The sequence below is a fragment of the Paenirhodobacter enshiensis genome (assembly GCF_000740785.1).
Taxonomy (GTDB): domain Bacteria; phylum Pseudomonadota; class Alphaproteobacteria; order Rhodobacterales; family Rhodobacteraceae; genus Rhodobacter; species Rhodobacter enshiensis.
This window is the reverse complement of sequence record NZ_JFZB01000005.1, coordinates 16,859-31,524: the sequence shown is the minus strand read 5'-3', so window position 1 is coordinate 31,524 and position 14,666 is coordinate 16,859. Positions and strand designations below refer to the sequence as shown.

The 14,666-nt window shown below is 66.6% G+C and carries 19 protein-coding genes; 6 read left to right on the top strand and 13 right to left on the bottom strand.

Features of this window, described 5'->3' with window-relative positions; translation table 11 throughout:
• Positions 1-143: 143 nt before the first annotated feature.
• A complete protein-coding gene (locus CG50_RS03135) occupies positions 144-1,277 on the top strand; it encodes a site-specific DNA-methyltransferase (RefSeq protein WP_275452229.1) in 1,134 nt (377 codons plus the stop codon).
• A 206-nt stretch (positions 1,278-1,483) separates the two neighbouring features.
• On the top strand, positions 1,484-2,113 hold the full coding sequence (locus tag CG50_RS03130; RefSeq protein WP_036635148.1) for a LysE family translocator: 630 nt from the start codon (positions 1,484-1,486) through the stop codon (positions 2,111-2,113).
• Here the strand turns inward: CG50_RS03130 and CG50_RS03125 are convergent.
• The 4 genes from CG50_RS03125 to CG50_RS03110 are packed head-to-tail and all read right to left on the bottom strand — an operon-like array spanning position 2,110 to position 4,467.
• Positions 2,110-2,550 (bottom strand): MarR family winged helix-turn-helix transcriptional regulator, encoded by a 441-nt coding sequence (locus CG50_RS03125; protein ID WP_036635145.1) that lies wholly within the window; start codon positions 2,548-2,550, stop codon positions 2,110-2,112. The two genes, CG50_RS03130 and CG50_RS03125, sit on opposite strands and share 4 nt — an antisense overlap.
• Entirely contained in the window at positions 2,547-3,389 is an 843-nt protein-coding gene (locus CG50_RS03120) for a carbon-nitrogen hydrolase family protein (RefSeq protein WP_036635142.1), read from the bottom strand. The genes CG50_RS03125 and CG50_RS03120 overlap by 4 nt, the downstream gene beginning before the upstream one ends.
• A 2-nt stretch (positions 3,390-3,391) precedes the next feature.
• Positions 3,392-3,640 carry a glutaredoxin 3 gene (gene grxC / locus CG50_RS03115; protein WP_036635135.1) on the bottom strand — a complete coding sequence of 83 codons (249 nt, stop codon included), beginning with the start codon at positions 3,638-3,640 and terminating at the stop codon, positions 3,392-3,394.
• Positions 3,641-3,675: 35 nt separating this feature from the next.
• A complete protein-coding gene (locus tag CG50_RS03110) occupies positions 3,676-4,467 on the bottom strand; it encodes a ComF family protein (RefSeq protein WP_081880257.1) in 792 nt (263 codons plus the stop codon).
• Between CG50_RS03110 and CG50_RS16795 the strand changes: the two genes are divergently transcribed.
• Together CG50_RS16795 and hemH are read left to right on the top strand one after the other, a co-directional pair.
• On the top strand, positions 4,466-5,299 hold the full coding sequence (locus tag CG50_RS16795) for a methyltransferase domain-containing protein (protein ID WP_036635133.1): 834 nt from the start codon (positions 4,466-4,468) through the stop codon (positions 5,297-5,299). The two genes, CG50_RS03110 and CG50_RS16795, sit on opposite strands and share 2 nt — an antisense overlap.
• A gap of 18 nt (positions 5,300-5,317) precedes the next feature.
• Positions 5,318-6,370 (top strand): ferrochelatase, encoded by a 1,053-nt coding sequence (gene hemH / locus CG50_RS16790; RefSeq protein ID WP_036635131.1) that lies wholly within the window; start codon positions 5,318-5,320, stop codon positions 6,368-6,370.
• A 178-nt stretch (positions 6,371-6,548) separates the two neighbouring features.
• Here hemH and CG50_RS03095 read toward each other — a convergent pair whose 3' ends face one another.
• Complete coding sequence (locus tag CG50_RS03095; protein WP_036635130.1) at positions 6,549-7,157, bottom strand: L,D-transpeptidase; 609 nt, start codon at positions 7,155-7,157, stop codon at positions 6,549-6,551.
• A 191-nt stretch (positions 7,158-7,348) separates the two neighbouring features.
• Between CG50_RS03095 and CG50_RS03090 the strand changes: the two genes are divergently transcribed.
• Positions 7,349-7,879 (top strand): CAP domain-containing protein, encoded by a 531-nt coding sequence (locus CG50_RS03090; RefSeq protein WP_036635128.1) that lies wholly within the window; start codon positions 7,349-7,351, stop codon positions 7,877-7,879.
• A 54-nt stretch (positions 7,880-7,933) separates the two neighbouring features.
• Here the strand turns inward: CG50_RS03090 and mtgA are convergent, their stop codons facing one another.
• The 7 genes from mtgA to def (CG50_RS03050) all read right to left on the bottom strand — a co-directional run bounded on the left by mtgA (position 7,934) and on the right by def (CG50_RS03050) (position 12,609).
• Complete coding sequence (gene mtgA / locus CG50_RS03085; protein ID WP_036635820.1) at positions 7,934-8,686, bottom strand: monofunctional biosynthetic peptidoglycan transglycosylase; 753 nt, start codon at positions 8,684-8,686, stop codon at positions 7,934-7,936.
• A gap of 175 nt (positions 8,687-8,861) precedes the next feature.
• Complete coding sequence (locus CG50_RS03080) at positions 8,862-9,125, bottom strand: NfeD family protein (protein ID WP_036635126.1); 264 nt, start codon at positions 9,123-9,125, stop codon at positions 8,862-8,864.
• The gene (locus CG50_RS03075; protein ID WP_036635124.1) at positions 9,125-10,000 is read right to left on the bottom strand and encodes an SPFH domain-containing protein; all 876 of its coding nucleotides are present in this window, start codon (positions 9,998-10,000) and stop codon (positions 9,125-9,127) included. Before CG50_RS03075 ends, CG50_RS03080 begins: the two co-directional genes overlap by 1 nt.
• A gap of 230 nt (positions 10,001-10,230) precedes the next feature.
• Positions 10,231-10,470 carry a GlsB/YeaQ/YmgE family stress response membrane protein gene (locus CG50_RS03065; protein ID WP_036635121.1) on the bottom strand — a complete coding sequence of 80 codons (240 nt, stop codon included), beginning with the start codon at positions 10,468-10,470 and terminating at the stop codon, positions 10,231-10,233.
• 168 nt (positions 10,471-10,638) lie between these two features.
• A complete protein-coding gene (gene fmt / locus CG50_RS03060) occupies positions 10,639-11,535 on the bottom strand; it encodes a methionyl-tRNA formyltransferase (protein WP_036635119.1) in 897 nt (298 codons plus the stop codon).
• Between the two features lie 4 nt (positions 11,536-11,539).
• Positions 11,540-12,040: a peptide deformylase gene (def, locus tag CG50_RS03055; RefSeq protein WP_036635118.1), complete on the bottom strand. Its 501-nt coding sequence runs from the start codon at positions 12,038-12,040 to the stop codon at positions 11,540-11,542.
• 26 nt (positions 12,041-12,066) lie between these two features.
• Positions 12,067-12,609, bottom strand: coding sequence for a peptide deformylase (def, locus tag CG50_RS03050; RefSeq protein WP_036635116.1), 543 nt, complete (start codon positions 12,607-12,609; stop codon positions 12,067-12,069).
• A 174-nt stretch (positions 12,610-12,783) separates the two neighbouring features.
• Here def (CG50_RS03050) and CG50_RS03045 point away from each other — a divergent pair, with 174 nt between their 5' ends.
• Complete coding sequence (locus tag CG50_RS03045) at positions 12,784-13,959, top strand: MalY/PatB family protein (RefSeq protein ID WP_036635115.1); 1,176 nt, start codon at positions 12,784-12,786, stop codon at positions 13,957-13,959.
• 292 nt (positions 13,960-14,251) lie between these two features.
• Here the strand turns inward: CG50_RS03045 and CG50_RS03040 are convergent, their stop codons facing one another.
• A complete protein-coding gene (locus tag CG50_RS03040; protein WP_036635113.1) occupies positions 14,252-14,599 on the bottom strand; it encodes a hypothetical protein in 348 nt (115 codons plus the stop codon).
• Between the last annotated feature and the right edge of the window lie 67 nt (positions 14,600-14,666).

Sequence of the window (14,666 nt, the reverse complement as noted above, 5' to 3'; positions counted from 1 at the left end):
TTTGACGGATTCCCCGGCATGACCCATCTTCGGGGACACAAGACTGGCACAAGCCGGCTACGAGACGAGCAGTAAAAACCGACGACGGAACGAGACCCGAAAACGGGCGGTTCGCGGCACAGATCGGGCAGAATGAGGCAAAAATGACGAGAACGACCACGCGCATGGCGCGGGCGGCCGAAGGGTCGTCGCGTGCGGCGGCGCTGCCGCTGAACCAGATTCTTGCGGGCGATTGCATTGAACAGATGAATGCTCTGCCCGAGGCGAGCGTCGATCTGATCTTCGCTGATCCGCCCTACAACCTGCAGTTGCGCGGCGATCTGCACCGGCCGGACAATTCGCTGGTCGATGCGGTGGACGACGCATGGGACCGGTTCGGTTCCTTCGCCGATTACGACCGGTTCAGCCGCGACTGGCTTGCCGCGGCGCGCCGGTTGCTGAAACCGAACGGGGCGATCTGGGTGATCGGCTCCTATCACAACATCTTCCGCGTCGGCGCCGAGCTGCAGAACCAGGGGTTCTGGATGCTCAACGACGTGGTGTGGCGCAAGTCGAACCCGATGCCGAACTTCCGCGGCAAGCGGCTGACCAACGCGCATGAGACGCTGATCTGGGCCTCGAAGTCCGAAGCGTCGAAATACACGTTCAATTACGAGGCACTGAAGGCGCTGAACGAAGGCGTGCAGATGCGCTCCGACTGGGTGCTGCCGATCTGCACCGGCAACGAGCGGCTGAAGGACGAGCACGGCGACAAGGCCCATCCGACCCAGAAGCCCGAGGCGCTGCTCCACCGCGTCATCATCGGCACGACCAATCCCGGCGATGTGGTGCTCGATCCGTTCTTCGGCACCGGCACCACGGGCGCCGTGGCGAAGATGCTCGGCCGCAATTTCATCGGCATCGAGCGCGAGGACAGCTATCGCAAGGTCGCCGAGGCGCGGATCGCGCGGGTCCGTCGCTTCGACCGCGACGTGCTGGAGACCACCACCTCGAAGCGCGCCGAACCGCGCGTGCCCTTTGGCCAGCTGGTCGAGCGCGGCATGTTGCGCCCGGGCGAAGAGCTTTATTCGCAGGGCAGCCGTTTCAAGGCGCGGGTGCGCGCCGACGGCACGCTGACCAACAAGGACAGCGATGTCTCGGGCTCGATCCACCAGGTGGGCGCGCGGCTCGAAGGGGCGCCGTCGTGCAACGGCTGGACCTACTGGCACATCAAGCGCGAGGGCAAGCTCGTGCCGATCGACCTGCTGCGCCAGCAGGTCCGTGCCGAGATGAACTGACTTTCCACACCGCTTTCCGGTCACGGGGCGCCTTCGGACGCGCCTGTCCGGGATGCGCGATTTCCGCCAGCGTCCGACACAGTTGCCTCGGACGCCACTTGCCCCGCCGTGTCCGCACGGCGGGGATTTTTCTGCAATGGCGGGTGTCGCCGAGGCCGGGATGGGCATAGCCTGAGCGGAACGCCCCTGACCTCGGAAGGCTTGCCATGCCCGATCTGTCCCATCTTCTCGCCTTCGCCGCGATCGCGCTCGGCATGGTGCTGACGCCCGGTCCGAACATGATCTATCTGGTGTCGCGCTCGATCTGTCAGGGGCGGATGGCGGGGCTGATCTCGCTCTTCGGGGTGGCGCTCGGTTTCGTGGTCTACATGTTGTGCGCGGCGACCGGGATCACCGCCATCGTGGTCGCGGTGCCCTATGCCTATGACGCGCTGCGGCTGGCCGGCGCGCTTTATCTGCTGTGGCTCGCCTGGCAGGCGGTGCGGCCGGGCGGTCAGACGCCGTTCCAGCTGCGCGAGCTTGCCCCCGACAGCCCGCGCCGGCTGTTCGCGATGGGGCTCGTGACCAATCTGCTGAACCCGAAGATCGCGGTGATGTATCTGTCGCTCCTGCCGCAATTCGTCGAGCCGGGCCATGGCAGCGTGCTGGCGCAGTCGCTGGTTCTGGGCGCGGTGCAGATCGCGATCAGCGTGACGGTCAACGCGCTGATCGTGCTGGGCGCGGGCGGCATCGCGCTGTTTCTGGCGCGCCGGCCGGTCTGGGCGCGGGTGCAGCGTTGGCTGATGGGAACGGTTCTGGCGGCGCTGGCGCTGCGGCTGCTGACGGAGCGGCGTTAATCCGCATCCAGCCGGTTGCGCAGCGCGCGCAGCACCGGCAGCGTCGCGCGCACCTTGTCCGGCCCGATCGAGCGCACCACATCCGCGATCACCGGCATGAACGAGGCGAGCGCCGCATCGCGCGCCTGCCGCCCGGCCGGAGAGATCGACACGAACTTGCGCCGCGCATCGTCCCAGTCGGGCCGGATATGCACATGCCCGGCCCATTCGAGTTTCGAAAGCGTGTTGGTCATCGCGCCGCGGGTGACATGAAACGTCGCCGCAAGCTGGGCGGGCGTGCGCTCCTCGCCGATATGGGCGAGGTGGTTCAGCACCGAGAAATGCGAGATTTCCATGCCCTTCGGCAGCGCCCGGCTGACCACGTTGCGGGCCAGCTGGTCGACCATGAACACCTCGGCGAAGAGGGTCGCGGCAAGCGGGTCCGAATCGTCCCTCATGGGCCGTCGAACGGCCGGTCATGGGTCAGCGAGGGCACGCGGGCGCGGGCCTGGGCGACGCGCTCCAGATCCAGATCGACCAGCGTCACCCCGGGGTCCGAGCCGCCGTCGGCCAGAACCTCGCCCCAGGGCGCGACCGCGAGGCTGTGCCCCCAGGTGCGGCGCGGCGTCTTCGGCGCCTTCGGGCTCGAAGCGGCATGAGCGCCGCATTGCGCGGGGGCCAGCACGAAGGCGGTGTTCTCGATTGCGCGGGCGCGGATCAGGCTTTCCCAATGCGCGGCGCCGGTGGTGTCGTTGAACGCCGCCGGCAGCGTCAGGATCTGCGCCCCGCCCTTGGCGAGCGCGCGGAACAGATAGGGGAAGCGCAGGTCGTAACAGATCGCCATGCCAATCTTCGCGAAGCCGGCATCCGCCACCACCGCCCGCGTGCCGGGGCGATAGCCCTCCGATTCGCGATATTTCTCGGTCGCCGAGACATCGACGTCGAACATGTGGATCTTGTCGTAACGCGCCGCGATCTGCCCTTTCGGCCCGATCAGGAACGAGCGGTTGGCGAACCGGCCGTCGGCATCGTCGGTCTTCAGCCCGATGGAGCCGATCAGGAGCCAGATCCCCAGCTCATCCGCCTCGGCGCGCAGCGCCGCGAGCGTCGGATCGTCTTCCTCGAAACACAGCACCTCGTTCTGATAGGCGCGATCCGAGGACAGCAGGTTGGTGCATTCGGGCGTCAGCACGAAGCCCGCCCCGTTGCCCGCCGCCTCGCGGATGAACGAGATCGTCACCGGCAGATTGCGCGCCGGATCGTCGGAAACACTCAGCTGGACCAGACCTGCCTTCATGTTCAGTCCTCCAGAAGCGCGTCGAGCTTGCGCGCGGCTTCGAGGGCATGCAGGTCGTCGCAGCCGCCCACCAGCGTTCCGCCGATGAAGATCTGCGGCACGGTGCGCCGCCCGCCGGCGCGCTGGATCATCACGGAGCGGTCGCCCGACACGTCGGTTTCCTCGAAGCTGACGCCCTTCTTGCGCAGCAGCGCCTTGGCGGCCATGCAATAGGGGCAGGTGGGGGTGGTGTAGATTTCGACGCGCTTCATGGACGGCTCCCTTTTCGCCGCCAGACTATAGGGATTTAGGCGTCCTTCGCAACGCGTGCCAGTGCCGCGACGCGCACTTCGGCGGCCCCTGCCGCCAGAAGTGCGCCGGTCGCCGCGGCGAAGGTCGCCCCCGAGGTCATCACGTCGTCGATCAGCAGCACTTTCTGCCCCTCGATCCGCGCGCTTCGGCGCGGATTCACGGCGATGGCGCCCCCCATGTTGGCGATGCGCTCCTCGCGCGAACGGCCCTCCTGCGAGGGGGTGGCGCGGGTGCGGATCAGCAGATCGGACAGTTGGTCGAGCCCGTAGGCGCGCGCGACAGCCTGCGCCAGCAGCGCCGACTGATTGTAGCGCCGCTTCAGCAGCCGGAACCGATGCAGCGGCACCGGTGCGACTAGGGTGCCAGGCGTCGCCAGATCCCGCACCGCGCGCGCGAGCCACCCGCCCAGAGGCCGCACCAGATCCAGCCGGTCGCCATGTTTCAGCCCGAGGATCAGCCGCCGCGCCGTGCCATCATAGCGCAGCGCCGCGCGGCCCTGCGACCAGGGCTGCGGGTGGCGCAGGCAGTCGTCGCAGGTCAGGCGCTCGTTCCCGGCCTGCCCGGGCAGGGGTGCGCCGCAGCTGTCGCAGGCGGCGCCCAGAATAAAACCGGCCTCGCTCCAGCACGTCCCGCACAGCCCGAAATCGCTTGCCACCGCCTCGCCGCAGCAGATGCAGCGTGGCGGAAACACCAGATGCAGCGCCGCGAGCGCGGCCTGCTGCAACCGGACCCGGTGCAACAGCACTGGCAACCGCGGGGCAAGAGCACTAGTTTCCTTTCTCGACATGGAAAAGCCACCCGTTCTGACCGATACCGTCGCCCTTGCCCGCCACCGGAGCCGCGCCCGCCGCGCGCCCGCACTGTTCCTGCACGAGGATGCCGCCGCCGAACTTCAGGAAAGACTGCTTGAGGTTAACAGAACGTTTACGGCGCCGGCGATCGTCACAGATTTTCCCGATCCCTGGCTTGCGGTGCTGCCCGGCGCGCGGATTGTCGCGCCGGAGGAGACGCTCGATCTGGCCGAGGGGGCGCAGGATCTGGTGATCCACGCGATGGCGCTGCACTGGGCGAACGATCCGGTCGGCCAGCTGGTGCAATGCGCCCGCGCGCTGCGCCCGGACGGGCTGTTCATCGCGGTGATGTTCGGCGGCGAGACCCTGACAGAGCTGCGCGCCGCCCTCGCCGAGGCCGAGATCGCCGCGACCGGCGGTCTCAGCCCGCGGGTGCTGCCGATGGGCGAGATCCGCGACCTCGGCGCGCTGCTGCAACGCGCGGGCTTCGCGCTGCCGGTGGCCGACGGGGTGCTTCGCAAGGTCACCTACCCGGACCCGCTGGCGCTGCTGCACGATCTGCGCGCGATGGGCGAGACCAACGCGCTCGATGCCCGGATCCGTCATTTCACCCGCCCCTCGGTGATCGCCGGGGCGCTGGCGCGCTACGCCGAGGCCTTCGCCGAGCCCGATGGCCGGGTGCGGGCGAGCTTCGACATGGTGTGGCTGACCGGCTGGAAACCGCATCCGAGCCAGCAAAAACCACTGCGCCCCGGCTCCGCCGCGCATCGTCTGGCCGAGGCGCTGAACGGTGCCGATCTTCCCGCCTGTGACAGGCCGAGCCGCTAGTTCCCGAAAGGACCCGCCATGAGCGAAACCTACCGCCCCGAGCACGCCCCCGCCGACCACCCGCCGGTGATGCGGCCGAAGATCGGTATTCTCGTCGCCAATCTCGGCACGCCCGAGGGCACCGATTACTGGTCGATGCGCCGCTATCTGAACGAGTTCCTGTCGGACCGGCGGGTCGTCGATTACCCGGCGTGGAAATGGCAGCCGATCCTGAAGCTGTTCGTGCTGACCAGGCGGCCGTTCAGCTCGGGGAAGAATTATCGCTCGATCTGGAACACCGAGGCCGACGAGAGCCCGATGATGACGATCACCAAACGTCAGGTCGCCGCGCTGCGCGCCGCTGCGGCGGAGCGCTACGGCGATGCGGTCATGGTCGATTTCTGTATGCGCTATGGCAAGCCCTCGACGCAGGATGTGGTCGAACGCATGGTGGCCGAGGGCTGCACGAAGATCGTGTTCGTTCCGCTTTACCCGCAATATGCCGGCGCCACCTGGGCCACGGCGAACGATCAGTTCTTCCGTGCGCTGATGACGATCAAGCGCCAGCCCGCGGTGCGCATCGCGCCCGAGTATTTCGATCATCCAAGTTATATCGACGCGCTCGCGCAGTCGGTCGAGCGGGTCTATGCCGGGCTCGACCGGCGCCCCGACGTGCTTGTCGCCTCGTTCCATGGGATGCCGAAGCGCTACCTGATGGAGGGCGACCCCTACCATTGCCAATGCGCGAAGACCGTGCGGCTGCTGCGCGAACGGCTGGGTTGGGGCAAGGCCGATATCGACATCACCTTCCAGTCGGTGTTCGGTCCCGAGGAATGGCTGAAGCCCTACACGGTCGAGCATGTCACGGCGCTCGCCCGCGCCGGCAAGCGCAACATCGCGATCATGTCGCCGGCGTTCTCGGCCGATTGCGTCGAGACGCTGGAAGAGGTGAACGGCGAGATCCGCCACGCCTTCATGGCCGCGGGCGGCGAGACCTTCACCTACATCCCTTGCCTCAACGACGAGGCGGCACATATCGCGGCGCTGATGGAGGTAATCTCGGAAAACCTGCGCGGCTGGATCGACGTCTGAGCAAGCAGGGGGCTCTGCCCCCTCTTTGCCTTTCAGGCAAATTCACCCCCGGGATATTTGTGGAAAGACGAATGGGAAAGAGAGCTCTTGTTCCTTTCATCTTTCTCCAAATATCCCGGGGTGAGGCCGAAGGCCGAGGGGCAGAGCCCCTCTTCGCCCTCGGACCCGGGCGATCCGCTCAGAGGATCACGACCTGCGTGCCGACCTTGGCGAGGTCGTAAAGCTGCTCGATATGCTGGTTGTAGAGCCCGATGCAGCCGTTCGAGGAGGGCCGCCCGATCTTGCGCGTGTCATGCGTGCCGTGGATACGGTAATACTGCCAGCTCAGATACAGCGCCCGCGTGCCGAGCGGATTGTCCGGCCCCGGCGGCACATAGGCCGGCCAGTAAGGTTCGGTGGCGCGCATCGAGGGTGTCGGGCGCCAGGACGGGTTCGGCACCTTCTGCACCACCGAGGTATAGCCGCGCCGCGTCATCTCGGGCGCGACGGGGACCGAGGTCGGGTAGAGCTTGTAGACCGACAGGTCCTCGGACCAGAAATGCAGGCAGCGCGACACGGTATCGCAGATGATCACGCCGTTTTTCGTGTTGGTGAAATAGTCCTGCCAGTCCAGCTCGCGGAAGCTCGCGATGTTGCGGCGCGGGTTGGTATAGGCGTTGTCCTCGTATTGCACCTGTCCGGCATCCGGGGTCTCCGCGAAGGCTGCGGGTGCGGCGAGAGCCGCACCGGCAAGCGCAGCGCTACCGAGGAAGGCTCGACGATTGAAAGGGGTATTCGATCCGGTCATGTTCAGGCCTCCTGTTTCGGCCGGTCTTCGGGCCGATGTGGACAAAGCCGGATTAGGACAGGCCGCTTGCGTCCCGCAAATCAAACCAATGTTCCCGATCGTGCATTTCCCGCGATTTCACGCAACTGTGCGTTTGCGCCCGTTCACGACGGGGTGTATGGGGACGCCTGCAATTCCGGGAGTAATTCTGAATGTACAGCGTTAAGGCTCTGGTAGTGCTTGCCGCGGTGGGGCTGGCGGCCTGTTCTTCCTCCAGCGAAAGCAAGCTCGGCCCCGACGGCCAGCCGCTGCCGCAACTCTACAAAATCGACTCCAAGGTCGCGAAAGAGATCCCCGATCGGGTTCTGACCAACATCAACGACGTCCGCGTCAAGCGCGGCGAAACGCCGGTGGTGATGGATCCGTCTCTGGTCGTTGCGGCGAACAAGCATTCGAAGGACATGGCGGCGCAGAACCGTCCGTGGCACTGGGGCACCGACGGCTCCTCGCCGCTCGACCGCGGTCGTCAGGCCGGCTATCCGGGCGAGATCATCGGTGAGGATATCTCGGAAAGCTACGAGAACGAGATCCAGACCCTTTCGGCCTGGATGAGCACGCACGACACCCGCGATGTCATCATCAATCCGAAGGCCACCTCGGTCGGGATCGGCTGGTACCAGGAGCCGGAAGGCAAGATCTGGTGGACGCTGGTCACCGGCAACAGCAATTCCTCGCCGCGCTAAGCGCCGGAAGACATCCGATGAAAGGCCCGCCGCGTGCGGGCCTTTTTCGTTTCGTCATTCGAAACAGGCGGACCGGCCGTCAACGCGGATGGTTTCGGCGCCCTGCTCGATGGCGCTCGCACGACGCTGCACGAAGCGCGACGGATGCGAGGCCGAGCGCCCCTTCGGATCGGGCAGAACCGCGGCCAGCAGCGCGGCCTGGCGTGGGGTCAGCTTGTCGGGGGTGGTGCGGAAATAATGAAATGCCGCAGCATTGATGCCGAACACGCCTTCGCTGAACTCGGCGACGTTCAGATAGACCTCGAGGATGCGGCGCTTGTTCCACACCAGCTCGACCGGCGGCGTCAGAGTGGCCTCGATCGCCTTGCGCAGCCAGCTGCGGCCCTGCCACAGGAAGACGTTCTTCACCACCTGCTGGGTGATGGTCGATGCACCGCGCTCGCCGCCGGCATCCATCGCCTGACGGATCGCGGCCATGTCGAATCCCCAATGAGTGCAGAAATTCGCGTCCTCCGCCGCCACGACAGAGCGGCGCATCACCGGGGCGATATCGGACATGTCGGTCCATTCCTGGTCGATCGCCCCGAGGCGGCGCGATTCGGACCACATCGTCCAGGTCATCGGTGGATTCAGCACCCGGAACAGCACGATCAGCGCCAGCGCCACCGCCGCCGCGATCAGCACCGCACGCAACGCCAGCCGGCGCAGCGTCAGAACCAGCGCCGTCAACCCGCGTGCGGGATAGCGGTCCGCGGGCGCGGGCGTTTCGGAAGGAGTCGGGTCGGATTTCGTCTTGCGTCGGGCCATGGCGCCATAAGTCACGCCCGGCGGGACCGGGTCAACCCCGCCTTCCGCGCCTGCGGCCATTCCCCGCGGAGGGCGCGGCCTCTGCTCTCTCTTTCGGCTTTCCCGAAATATCCCGGGGTGAACTGGCGCTTGCGCCAGGAGGGGCGGAGCCCCTCTCGCCGATGCAGCAAGAGCCTCAGTTCTCGTTGATGTCCCGGTGCCAGATCCGGGTCTGGCCGCGGCGGATTCCGAGCGCGCGGCGCAGCACGACCCAGGCGAGAATCGCGATCACCGCCAGCGCCAGAAGCGCCACCGGAACCGAACCGATCAGCCCCGCCCAGATCAATGCGCCCGTCGCCACCGCCCCGATGGCGAAGCCGAGCAGGTAAAACCCCGGCAGCAGCAGTTCGAGAAATGCCAGCACCACCCCCGCGGTAATCCAGATCCAGGCGGCCGGCATCACATCCGCCCCTTCAACAGCCCGAAAGCATCGGTGAAGGCATCGAGCGCCGCCGCGGGCAACAGCACGGTCTGCTTGCCCGCGCCCTTGCCGACCTCGGTCAGCGCTTCGACCTGACGCAGAGCGACCTGATATTGCGCGGCTTCCAGACCGTTCCTGGCGATCGCCTCGGCGATGACCGAGGTCGCGTAGGCCTCGGCCTCGGCGGTGATGCGCTTGGCCTTGGCCTGCTGCTCGGCGGCGTAAAGATCGGCATCGGCCGAAAGTTCCACGGCGCGCTTGCGGCCCTCCGCCTCGGTCACCTGAGCGCGGCGGGCACGCTCGGCGTTCAGCTGCTGCAGCATCGCGGCGCGGGTCGCCTCGTCGAGGTTGACGTCCAGAATCTCGGCCCGGGTGACCTCGATGCCCCAGTCGTCGACGACGCTGGCGAGGTTTTCCTGAATCGTGTGGATCAGACCGGAGCGGTTCGACTGCACCTGATCGAGCTCCATCTTGCCGATCTCGGCGCGCACGATGCCGGTGACGGTGGTGGCGATGGCGCCGTCGATGTCGCGGATGCGGTAGACGGTCTTCTCGGGTTCGGTGATGCGGTAGAACACCGAGGTCTCGACCTGCACCAGAACGTTGTCGGCGGTGATCGCATCCTGTTTCGTCGAGGGCAGCTGACGTTCGAGGACCGAGACCCGATGCGCCACCCGGTCGATGAACGGCACGATGATGTTGATGCCGGGGCCGAGCACCGCGCGCAGCCGGCCGAACCGTTCGACCACGTGTTTTTCGGATTGCGGCACGATGCGCACGCCGAGGAAGACCGCGAGGATCAGAAGGGCCGCGAGGGCCAGGAAAACGGTATCGCCGCCGGTCAGTTCGAACATGTCACTCGCCTCGTTGTTGCTGGCTGACTATAGGGGCAGGGGTTGCGGGTGCGAAAGCCCGGTTTGGCGGGGTCTGATGTGCCCAGACGAGCGCCGCCGCGGCCAGAATCGCCCAGCCCCCGGGGCGGGTGAGGATCCACCACGACAGCAGGGCAGCCCAGGACAGAAGCTGCAGCCCGGTCGTCCGGATCAGTCCGAGGATCAGTGCCCCCATCCCGGCGGCCTCCCTCTCAGCGTCCGGGGCCGTAGGTCCGCCACAGCCAGATCAGCAGCATCGCGCCGATAACCGCGCCGACGAAACCCGCGGCCCAACCCGAGAGCATGATGAGGAAGCGCAGCACGAAGCCACCGATCAACGCGCCGAGCGCGCCGATGGCGACCGTCGTCGGGATGTCGGTGTCGAGGCGCATCAGCCGGGTGGCGATAAACCCCGCCGCCGCGCCGAGGATGAGAAGAAAGATGACCTGCATGAGCGCCTCCGGGGTCGGGCCGGTGCCGATATGGGGATCGCGGCGGGGTTCGGGAAGATGCCTGGGGGCGTTTCGCGATGCCGGTCGGGGATTGGGGGCTCTGCCCCCGTCTCCTGCGGAGACTCCCCCGGGATATTTATGGAAAGCCGAAATGGAAAATGGGGGCTGTCAGCTCAGGGTTTCGGGCAGATGCAGGCCTTTGAGGACCTCGGCGGCTGGCATCGGGCGCTTGCCTTCGCGCTGCGCCTCGAGGATCCCGAGCGCGCCCTTTCCGCAGGCGACGGTGAAGCCGGTGAGGACCTGCCCGGGCGTGCCTGCCCCGGCGGCCGGGGCGGCGCGCAGCAGCTTGATGCGTTCCGTGCCGATCATGGTCCAGGCGCCCGGGAAGGGCGAGAGGCCGTTGATGTGGCGGATCAGATCGGTCGCGGGGCGGGTCCAGTCGACATGCGCCTCGGCCTTGTCGATCTTGCTTGCGTAGGTCACGCCGGCATCCGGCTGCGGCACGGGGATCAGCCCGTCGATGTGGTCGAGCGCGTCGAGGATCATCCGCGCGCCCATCCCGCTCAGCCGGTCATGCAGATCGCCGGTGGTGTCGGTGGCGGCGATGGGGGTCGCCGCGCGCAACAGCACCGGCCCGGTGTCGAGCCCGGCCTCCATCCGCATGATGCAGACGCCGGTTTCCGCGTCGCCCGCCATGATCGCGCGATGGATCGGCGCGGCACCGCGCCAGCGCGGCAGCAGCGAGGCATGGATGTTCAGGCAGCCCTTCGCCGGCGCGTCGAGCACGGCCTGCGGCAGGATCAGCCCATAGGCCACCACCACCGCGATATCGGCCTTCAGCGCGGCGAAATCGGCGCGGGCCTCGTCCGAGCGGAAGTTCAGCGGCGTGCGGACTTCGAGCCCGAGATCGAGCGCCGTCTGATGCACCGGCGAGGGGCGCTCCTTCTTGCCGCGGCCGGCGGGGCGGGGCGGTTGCGAATAGACGGCGACGACCTCGTGGTCCGCGGCCAGCGCGCGCAGCACGGGGACGGAAAACTCGGGCGTGCCCATGAAGACGACGCGCATCGGATTACCTCCGCATCAGTTTCTTCGACTTGGCGATCAGCATCTTGCGGCGCAGCGGCGACAGATGGTCGAGATAGGTGCGCCCGTTCAGGTGGTCGATCTGGTGTTGCACCGAAGTGGCCCAGAGGCCAACGAAATCGCGCTCTTCGGTCTCGCCGCGGTCGTTGAGGAACCGCACCGTGACGGCGCGCGGCCGCTCGATCAGCGCCGAGACGCCGGGCAGGTTGGGCGAGGCCTCGTCATGGCTGCGCATCTGGCCCGAGGCATGGAGGATCTCGGGGTTGGCCATGCGCACCGCCTGGCCGCGCTTGTCCGACGCATCGACCACCGCGAGGCGCAGCATGATGCCGATCTGCGGCGCGGCGAGGCCGACGCCGGGCATGGCGTCCATCGTCTCGATCATGTCGTCCCAGATCATCCGCACGGTCTCGGTCACCGCGGTGACGGGCTCGGCCGGGGTGTGGAGGCGGCGGTCCTCGAACGGGACATAGGGGCGCACGGTCATGGCAGGGCCCTTTCCGGCCGGGAGCGTCAGAGGATGTCGGCGCTTTTCGCGGCGCGGGCGCGCTCTCGCTTCAGTTTTTCCATCTTGCGGGTGATCATCTGGCGCTTCAGCGGGCCGAGGTAGTCGATGAACAGCTTGCCGTCGAGGTGGTCGTTCTCGTGCTGGGCGCAGGTGGCCCAAAGTCCGTCGAACTGCTCCTCGTGGGTCTGGCCGTCGAGGCCGAGCCAGCGCATCCGCACCTCTTTCGGGCGGGTGACCTCGGCGTATTGATCGGGGATCGAGAGGCAGCCTTCCTCGTAGACGTTGGTCTCCTCCGAGGTCCATCGCACCTCGGGGTTGATCATGACCATCGGGGCGGGGGCCGCGTCCTTGTCCTTGGAACAGTCCATCACGAAGACCCGCTTGAGCACACCGACCTGAGGTGCGGCAAGGCCCACGCCGGGCGCCTCGTACATGGTGGCAAGCATGTCGTCAGCCAGCTTGCGGATCGAATCGTCGAGGTCGGCGACCGGCTCGCAATGCTTCTTGAGACGGGGATCGGGATGAATGATGATGGGGCGCAGTGTCATGGCAGAGATTTAGGAGATGCGCGCCCGCCGTGCAATGGTGCCATTGATGGAAACAGAATGTTCCTGATTTACGTATTAAATCGGAACATTGATCTACATTCTTTATATTAACTGGAAGCAATTTCCATTGTATCCAGTTGCAATGGAACGAACAGACCTGAGGACCGTCCTGTCATGAGCCTGCCCCCCGATTTCGACGAGCTGATCAACCGCGTCGGCACCCATTCCGACAAGTGGGACGAGATGGAACGCATCTTCGGCGTCAGCCCGGCCGAAGGGCTGCCGATGTGGGTGGCCGACATGGATTTCCGTCCGCCGCACAGCGTGCAGAAGGCACTCGAGGACATGGCCGCCGTCGGGGTCTATGGCTACTGGGGCGACAACCGCGATTATTTTGCCGCGATTTCCTGGTGGATGCAGAACCGTCATGGCTGGACTGTCGAGAAGGACTGGATCTTCACCACCCACGGGCTGGTGAACGGCGCCGCGCTTTGCATCGATGCCTTCACCCGGCCGGGTGACGGTGTGGTGCTGATGGTGCCGGTCTATCACGCCTTTGCGCGGGTCATCAAAGCGGCGGGGCGCACTGTCGTCGAATGCCCGCTGAAGACGGTCGACGGGCGTTACGAGATGGACTTCGAGGCCTGGGACCGGATCGTCGATTCCAAGGCGAAGATGCTGATCCTGTGCTCGCCGCACAATCCGGGCGGCCGGGTCTGGTCGGTCGAAGAACTGAAGGCCGTGGCCGAATTCGCGCGCCGGCACGATCTTGTGCTGGTCTCGGACGAGATCCACCACGATCTGGTGATGCCCGGCCACAAGCACCACCCGATGGCGACGGTGACCGATTATCCGGTGGTGATGATGTCGGCCGCGACCAAGACCTTCAACATCGCCGGCACCCATTCGGGCAATGTCATCATCGCCGATCCCGATCTGCGGGCGCGGTTCGCGGCGCGGATGGCCGCACTCGGCATTTCGCCGAACAGCTTCGGTCTGGCGATGGCTACGGCAGCCTACAGCCCCGAGGGCGCGGCCTGGGTCGATGCGCTGTGCAGCTATCTCGATGGCAACCGCAAGCTGTTCGACGCCGGGGTGAATGCGATTCCGGGGCTGCGCTCGATGCCGCTTGAGGCGACCTATCTCGCCTGGGTCGATTTCTCCGGCACCGGCATGACGGCGACGGAAATCCACACCCGGGTCGAGGCCGGCGCGAAAATCGCCGCGAATCATGGCGAGACCTTCGGATCGGGTGGTGAAACCTTCATGCGGTTCAACCTGGCAACGCCGCGGGTCCGGATCGCTGACGCCGTGGCGCGCCTCGCCCGCGCCTTCGGCGATCTTCAGTAACTTCGGCTCTCGGCCGCGGAGCCGGTCGGGCCAACCGACCGGCCTTTCATCTTTCCGAAAATATCCCGGGGGTGAGGGCCGAAGGCCCGAGGGGGCAGAGCCCCCGACTCGGGGGCCGCGAGGGCTTTCCCCTCCCGGTCCTGCCCGAAGGCCTGTTTTCAGGCAAGCGGTCCCGGCGTTTCGTATGTCCCGGCGTTTCGTATTCGGTGCCGCGAACAATGGTCTGTATCGCAAGGGCCCGCGTTGCCGCGGGCCACGCCATGCCAGTGCGTGGCCTCGTTTCCGATCCGGTTCAGGTCCGCGGCAGCAAGGCCACCGGCGCGGCCGCGTCGCGCTCGAAATCGAGGGCCGGGCGATCGGCGACGGGCAGCTCGCTTTTCAGCAGACAGATCAGCTCGCCGCCCACGACTTCCGAGGCGACGATCAGGCATGATGACACGTGTCGGCCGGCCTCGTGCACCTCGACAAGACCGCGCAGCGTCTCGATCTGGCTGGCATCGAGGGCGAATCCGCCGGCCCATTCGCGCAGGATCGGCCAGACCTCGTTTCCGGCATGGATGCGCCGCCGCGCGCGCCGGCGTGCCTGCCGCAATCCGGCGGCTTTGAGATCCTTCAGCAGGTTGTCGTGCAAGAATTCCATCGTCTCCTCCCGGCTTCGTCTCCGGCGCCAGTCTGCGGCAGTGGCATGAAAAATCAATGACGCCGCG

Coding starts and splice junctions, on each gene's coding strand:
- CG50_RS03040 (WP_036635113.1), bottom strand. CDS start 14,599: ATGGAATTCTTGCACGACAACCTGCTGAAGGATCTCAAAGCCGCCGGA.
- CG50_RS03135 (WP_275452229.1), top strand. CDS start 144: ATGACGAGAACGACCACGCGCATGGCGCGGGCGGCCGAAGGGTCGTCG.
- CG50_RS03095 (WP_036635130.1), bottom strand. CDS start 7,157: ATGACCGGATCGAATACCCCTTTCAATCGTCGAGCCTTCCTCGGTAGC.
- mtgA (WP_036635820.1), bottom strand. CDS start 8,686: ATGGCCCGACGCAAGACGAAATCCGACCCGACTCCTTCCGAAACGCCC.
- CG50_RS03110 (WP_081880257.1), bottom strand. CDS start 4,467: ATGTCGAGAAAGGAAACTAGTGCTCTTGCCCCGCGGTTGCCAGTGCTG.
- CG50_RS03080 (WP_036635126.1), bottom strand. CDS start 9,125: ATGCCGGCCGCCTGGATCTGGATTACCGCGGGGGTGGTGCTGGCATTT.
- hemH (WP_036635131.1), top strand. CDS start 5,318: ATGAGCGAAACCTACCGCCCCGAGCACGCCCCCGCCGACCACCCGCCG.
- def (WP_036635118.1), bottom strand. CDS start 12,040: ATGACCGTGCGCCCCTATGTCCCGTTCGAGGACCGCCGCCTCCACACC.
- fmt (WP_036635119.1), bottom strand. CDS start 11,535: ATGCGCGTCGTCTTCATGGGCACGCCCGAGTTTTCCGTCCCCGTGCTG.
- CG50_RS03045 (WP_036635115.1), top strand. CDS start 12,784: ATGAGCCTGCCCCCCGATTTCGACGAGCTGATCAACCGCGTCGGCACC.
- def (WP_036635116.1), bottom strand. CDS start 12,609: ATGACACTGCGCCCCATCATCATTCATCCCGATCCCCGTCTCAAGAAG.
- CG50_RS03120 (WP_036635142.1), bottom strand. CDS start 3,389: ATGAAGGCAGGTCTGGTCCAGCTGAGTGTTTCCGACGATCCGGCGCGC.
- CG50_RS03130 (WP_036635148.1), top strand. CDS start 1,484: ATGCCCGATCTGTCCCATCTTCTCGCCTTCGCCGCGATCGCGCTCGGC.
- CG50_RS03065 (WP_036635121.1), bottom strand. CDS start 10,470: ATGCAGGTCATCTTTCTTCTCATCCTCGGCGCGGCGGCGGGGTTTATC.
- CG50_RS03075 (WP_036635124.1), bottom strand. CDS start 10,000: ATGTTCGAACTGACCGGCGGCGATACCGTTTTCCTGGCCCTCGCGGCC.
- grxC (WP_036635135.1), bottom strand. CDS start 3,640: ATGAAGCGCGTCGAAATCTACACCACCCCCACCTGCCCCTATTGCATG.
- CG50_RS03090 (WP_036635128.1), top strand. CDS start 7,349: ATGTACAGCGTTAAGGCTCTGGTAGTGCTTGCCGCGGTGGGGCTGGCG.
- CG50_RS03125 (WP_036635145.1), bottom strand. CDS start 2,550: ATGAGGGACGATTCGGACCCGCTTGCCGCGACCCTCTTCGCCGAGGTG.
- CG50_RS16795 (WP_036635133.1), top strand. CDS start 4,466: ATGGAAAAGCCACCCGTTCTGACCGATACCGTCGCCCTTGCCCGCCAC.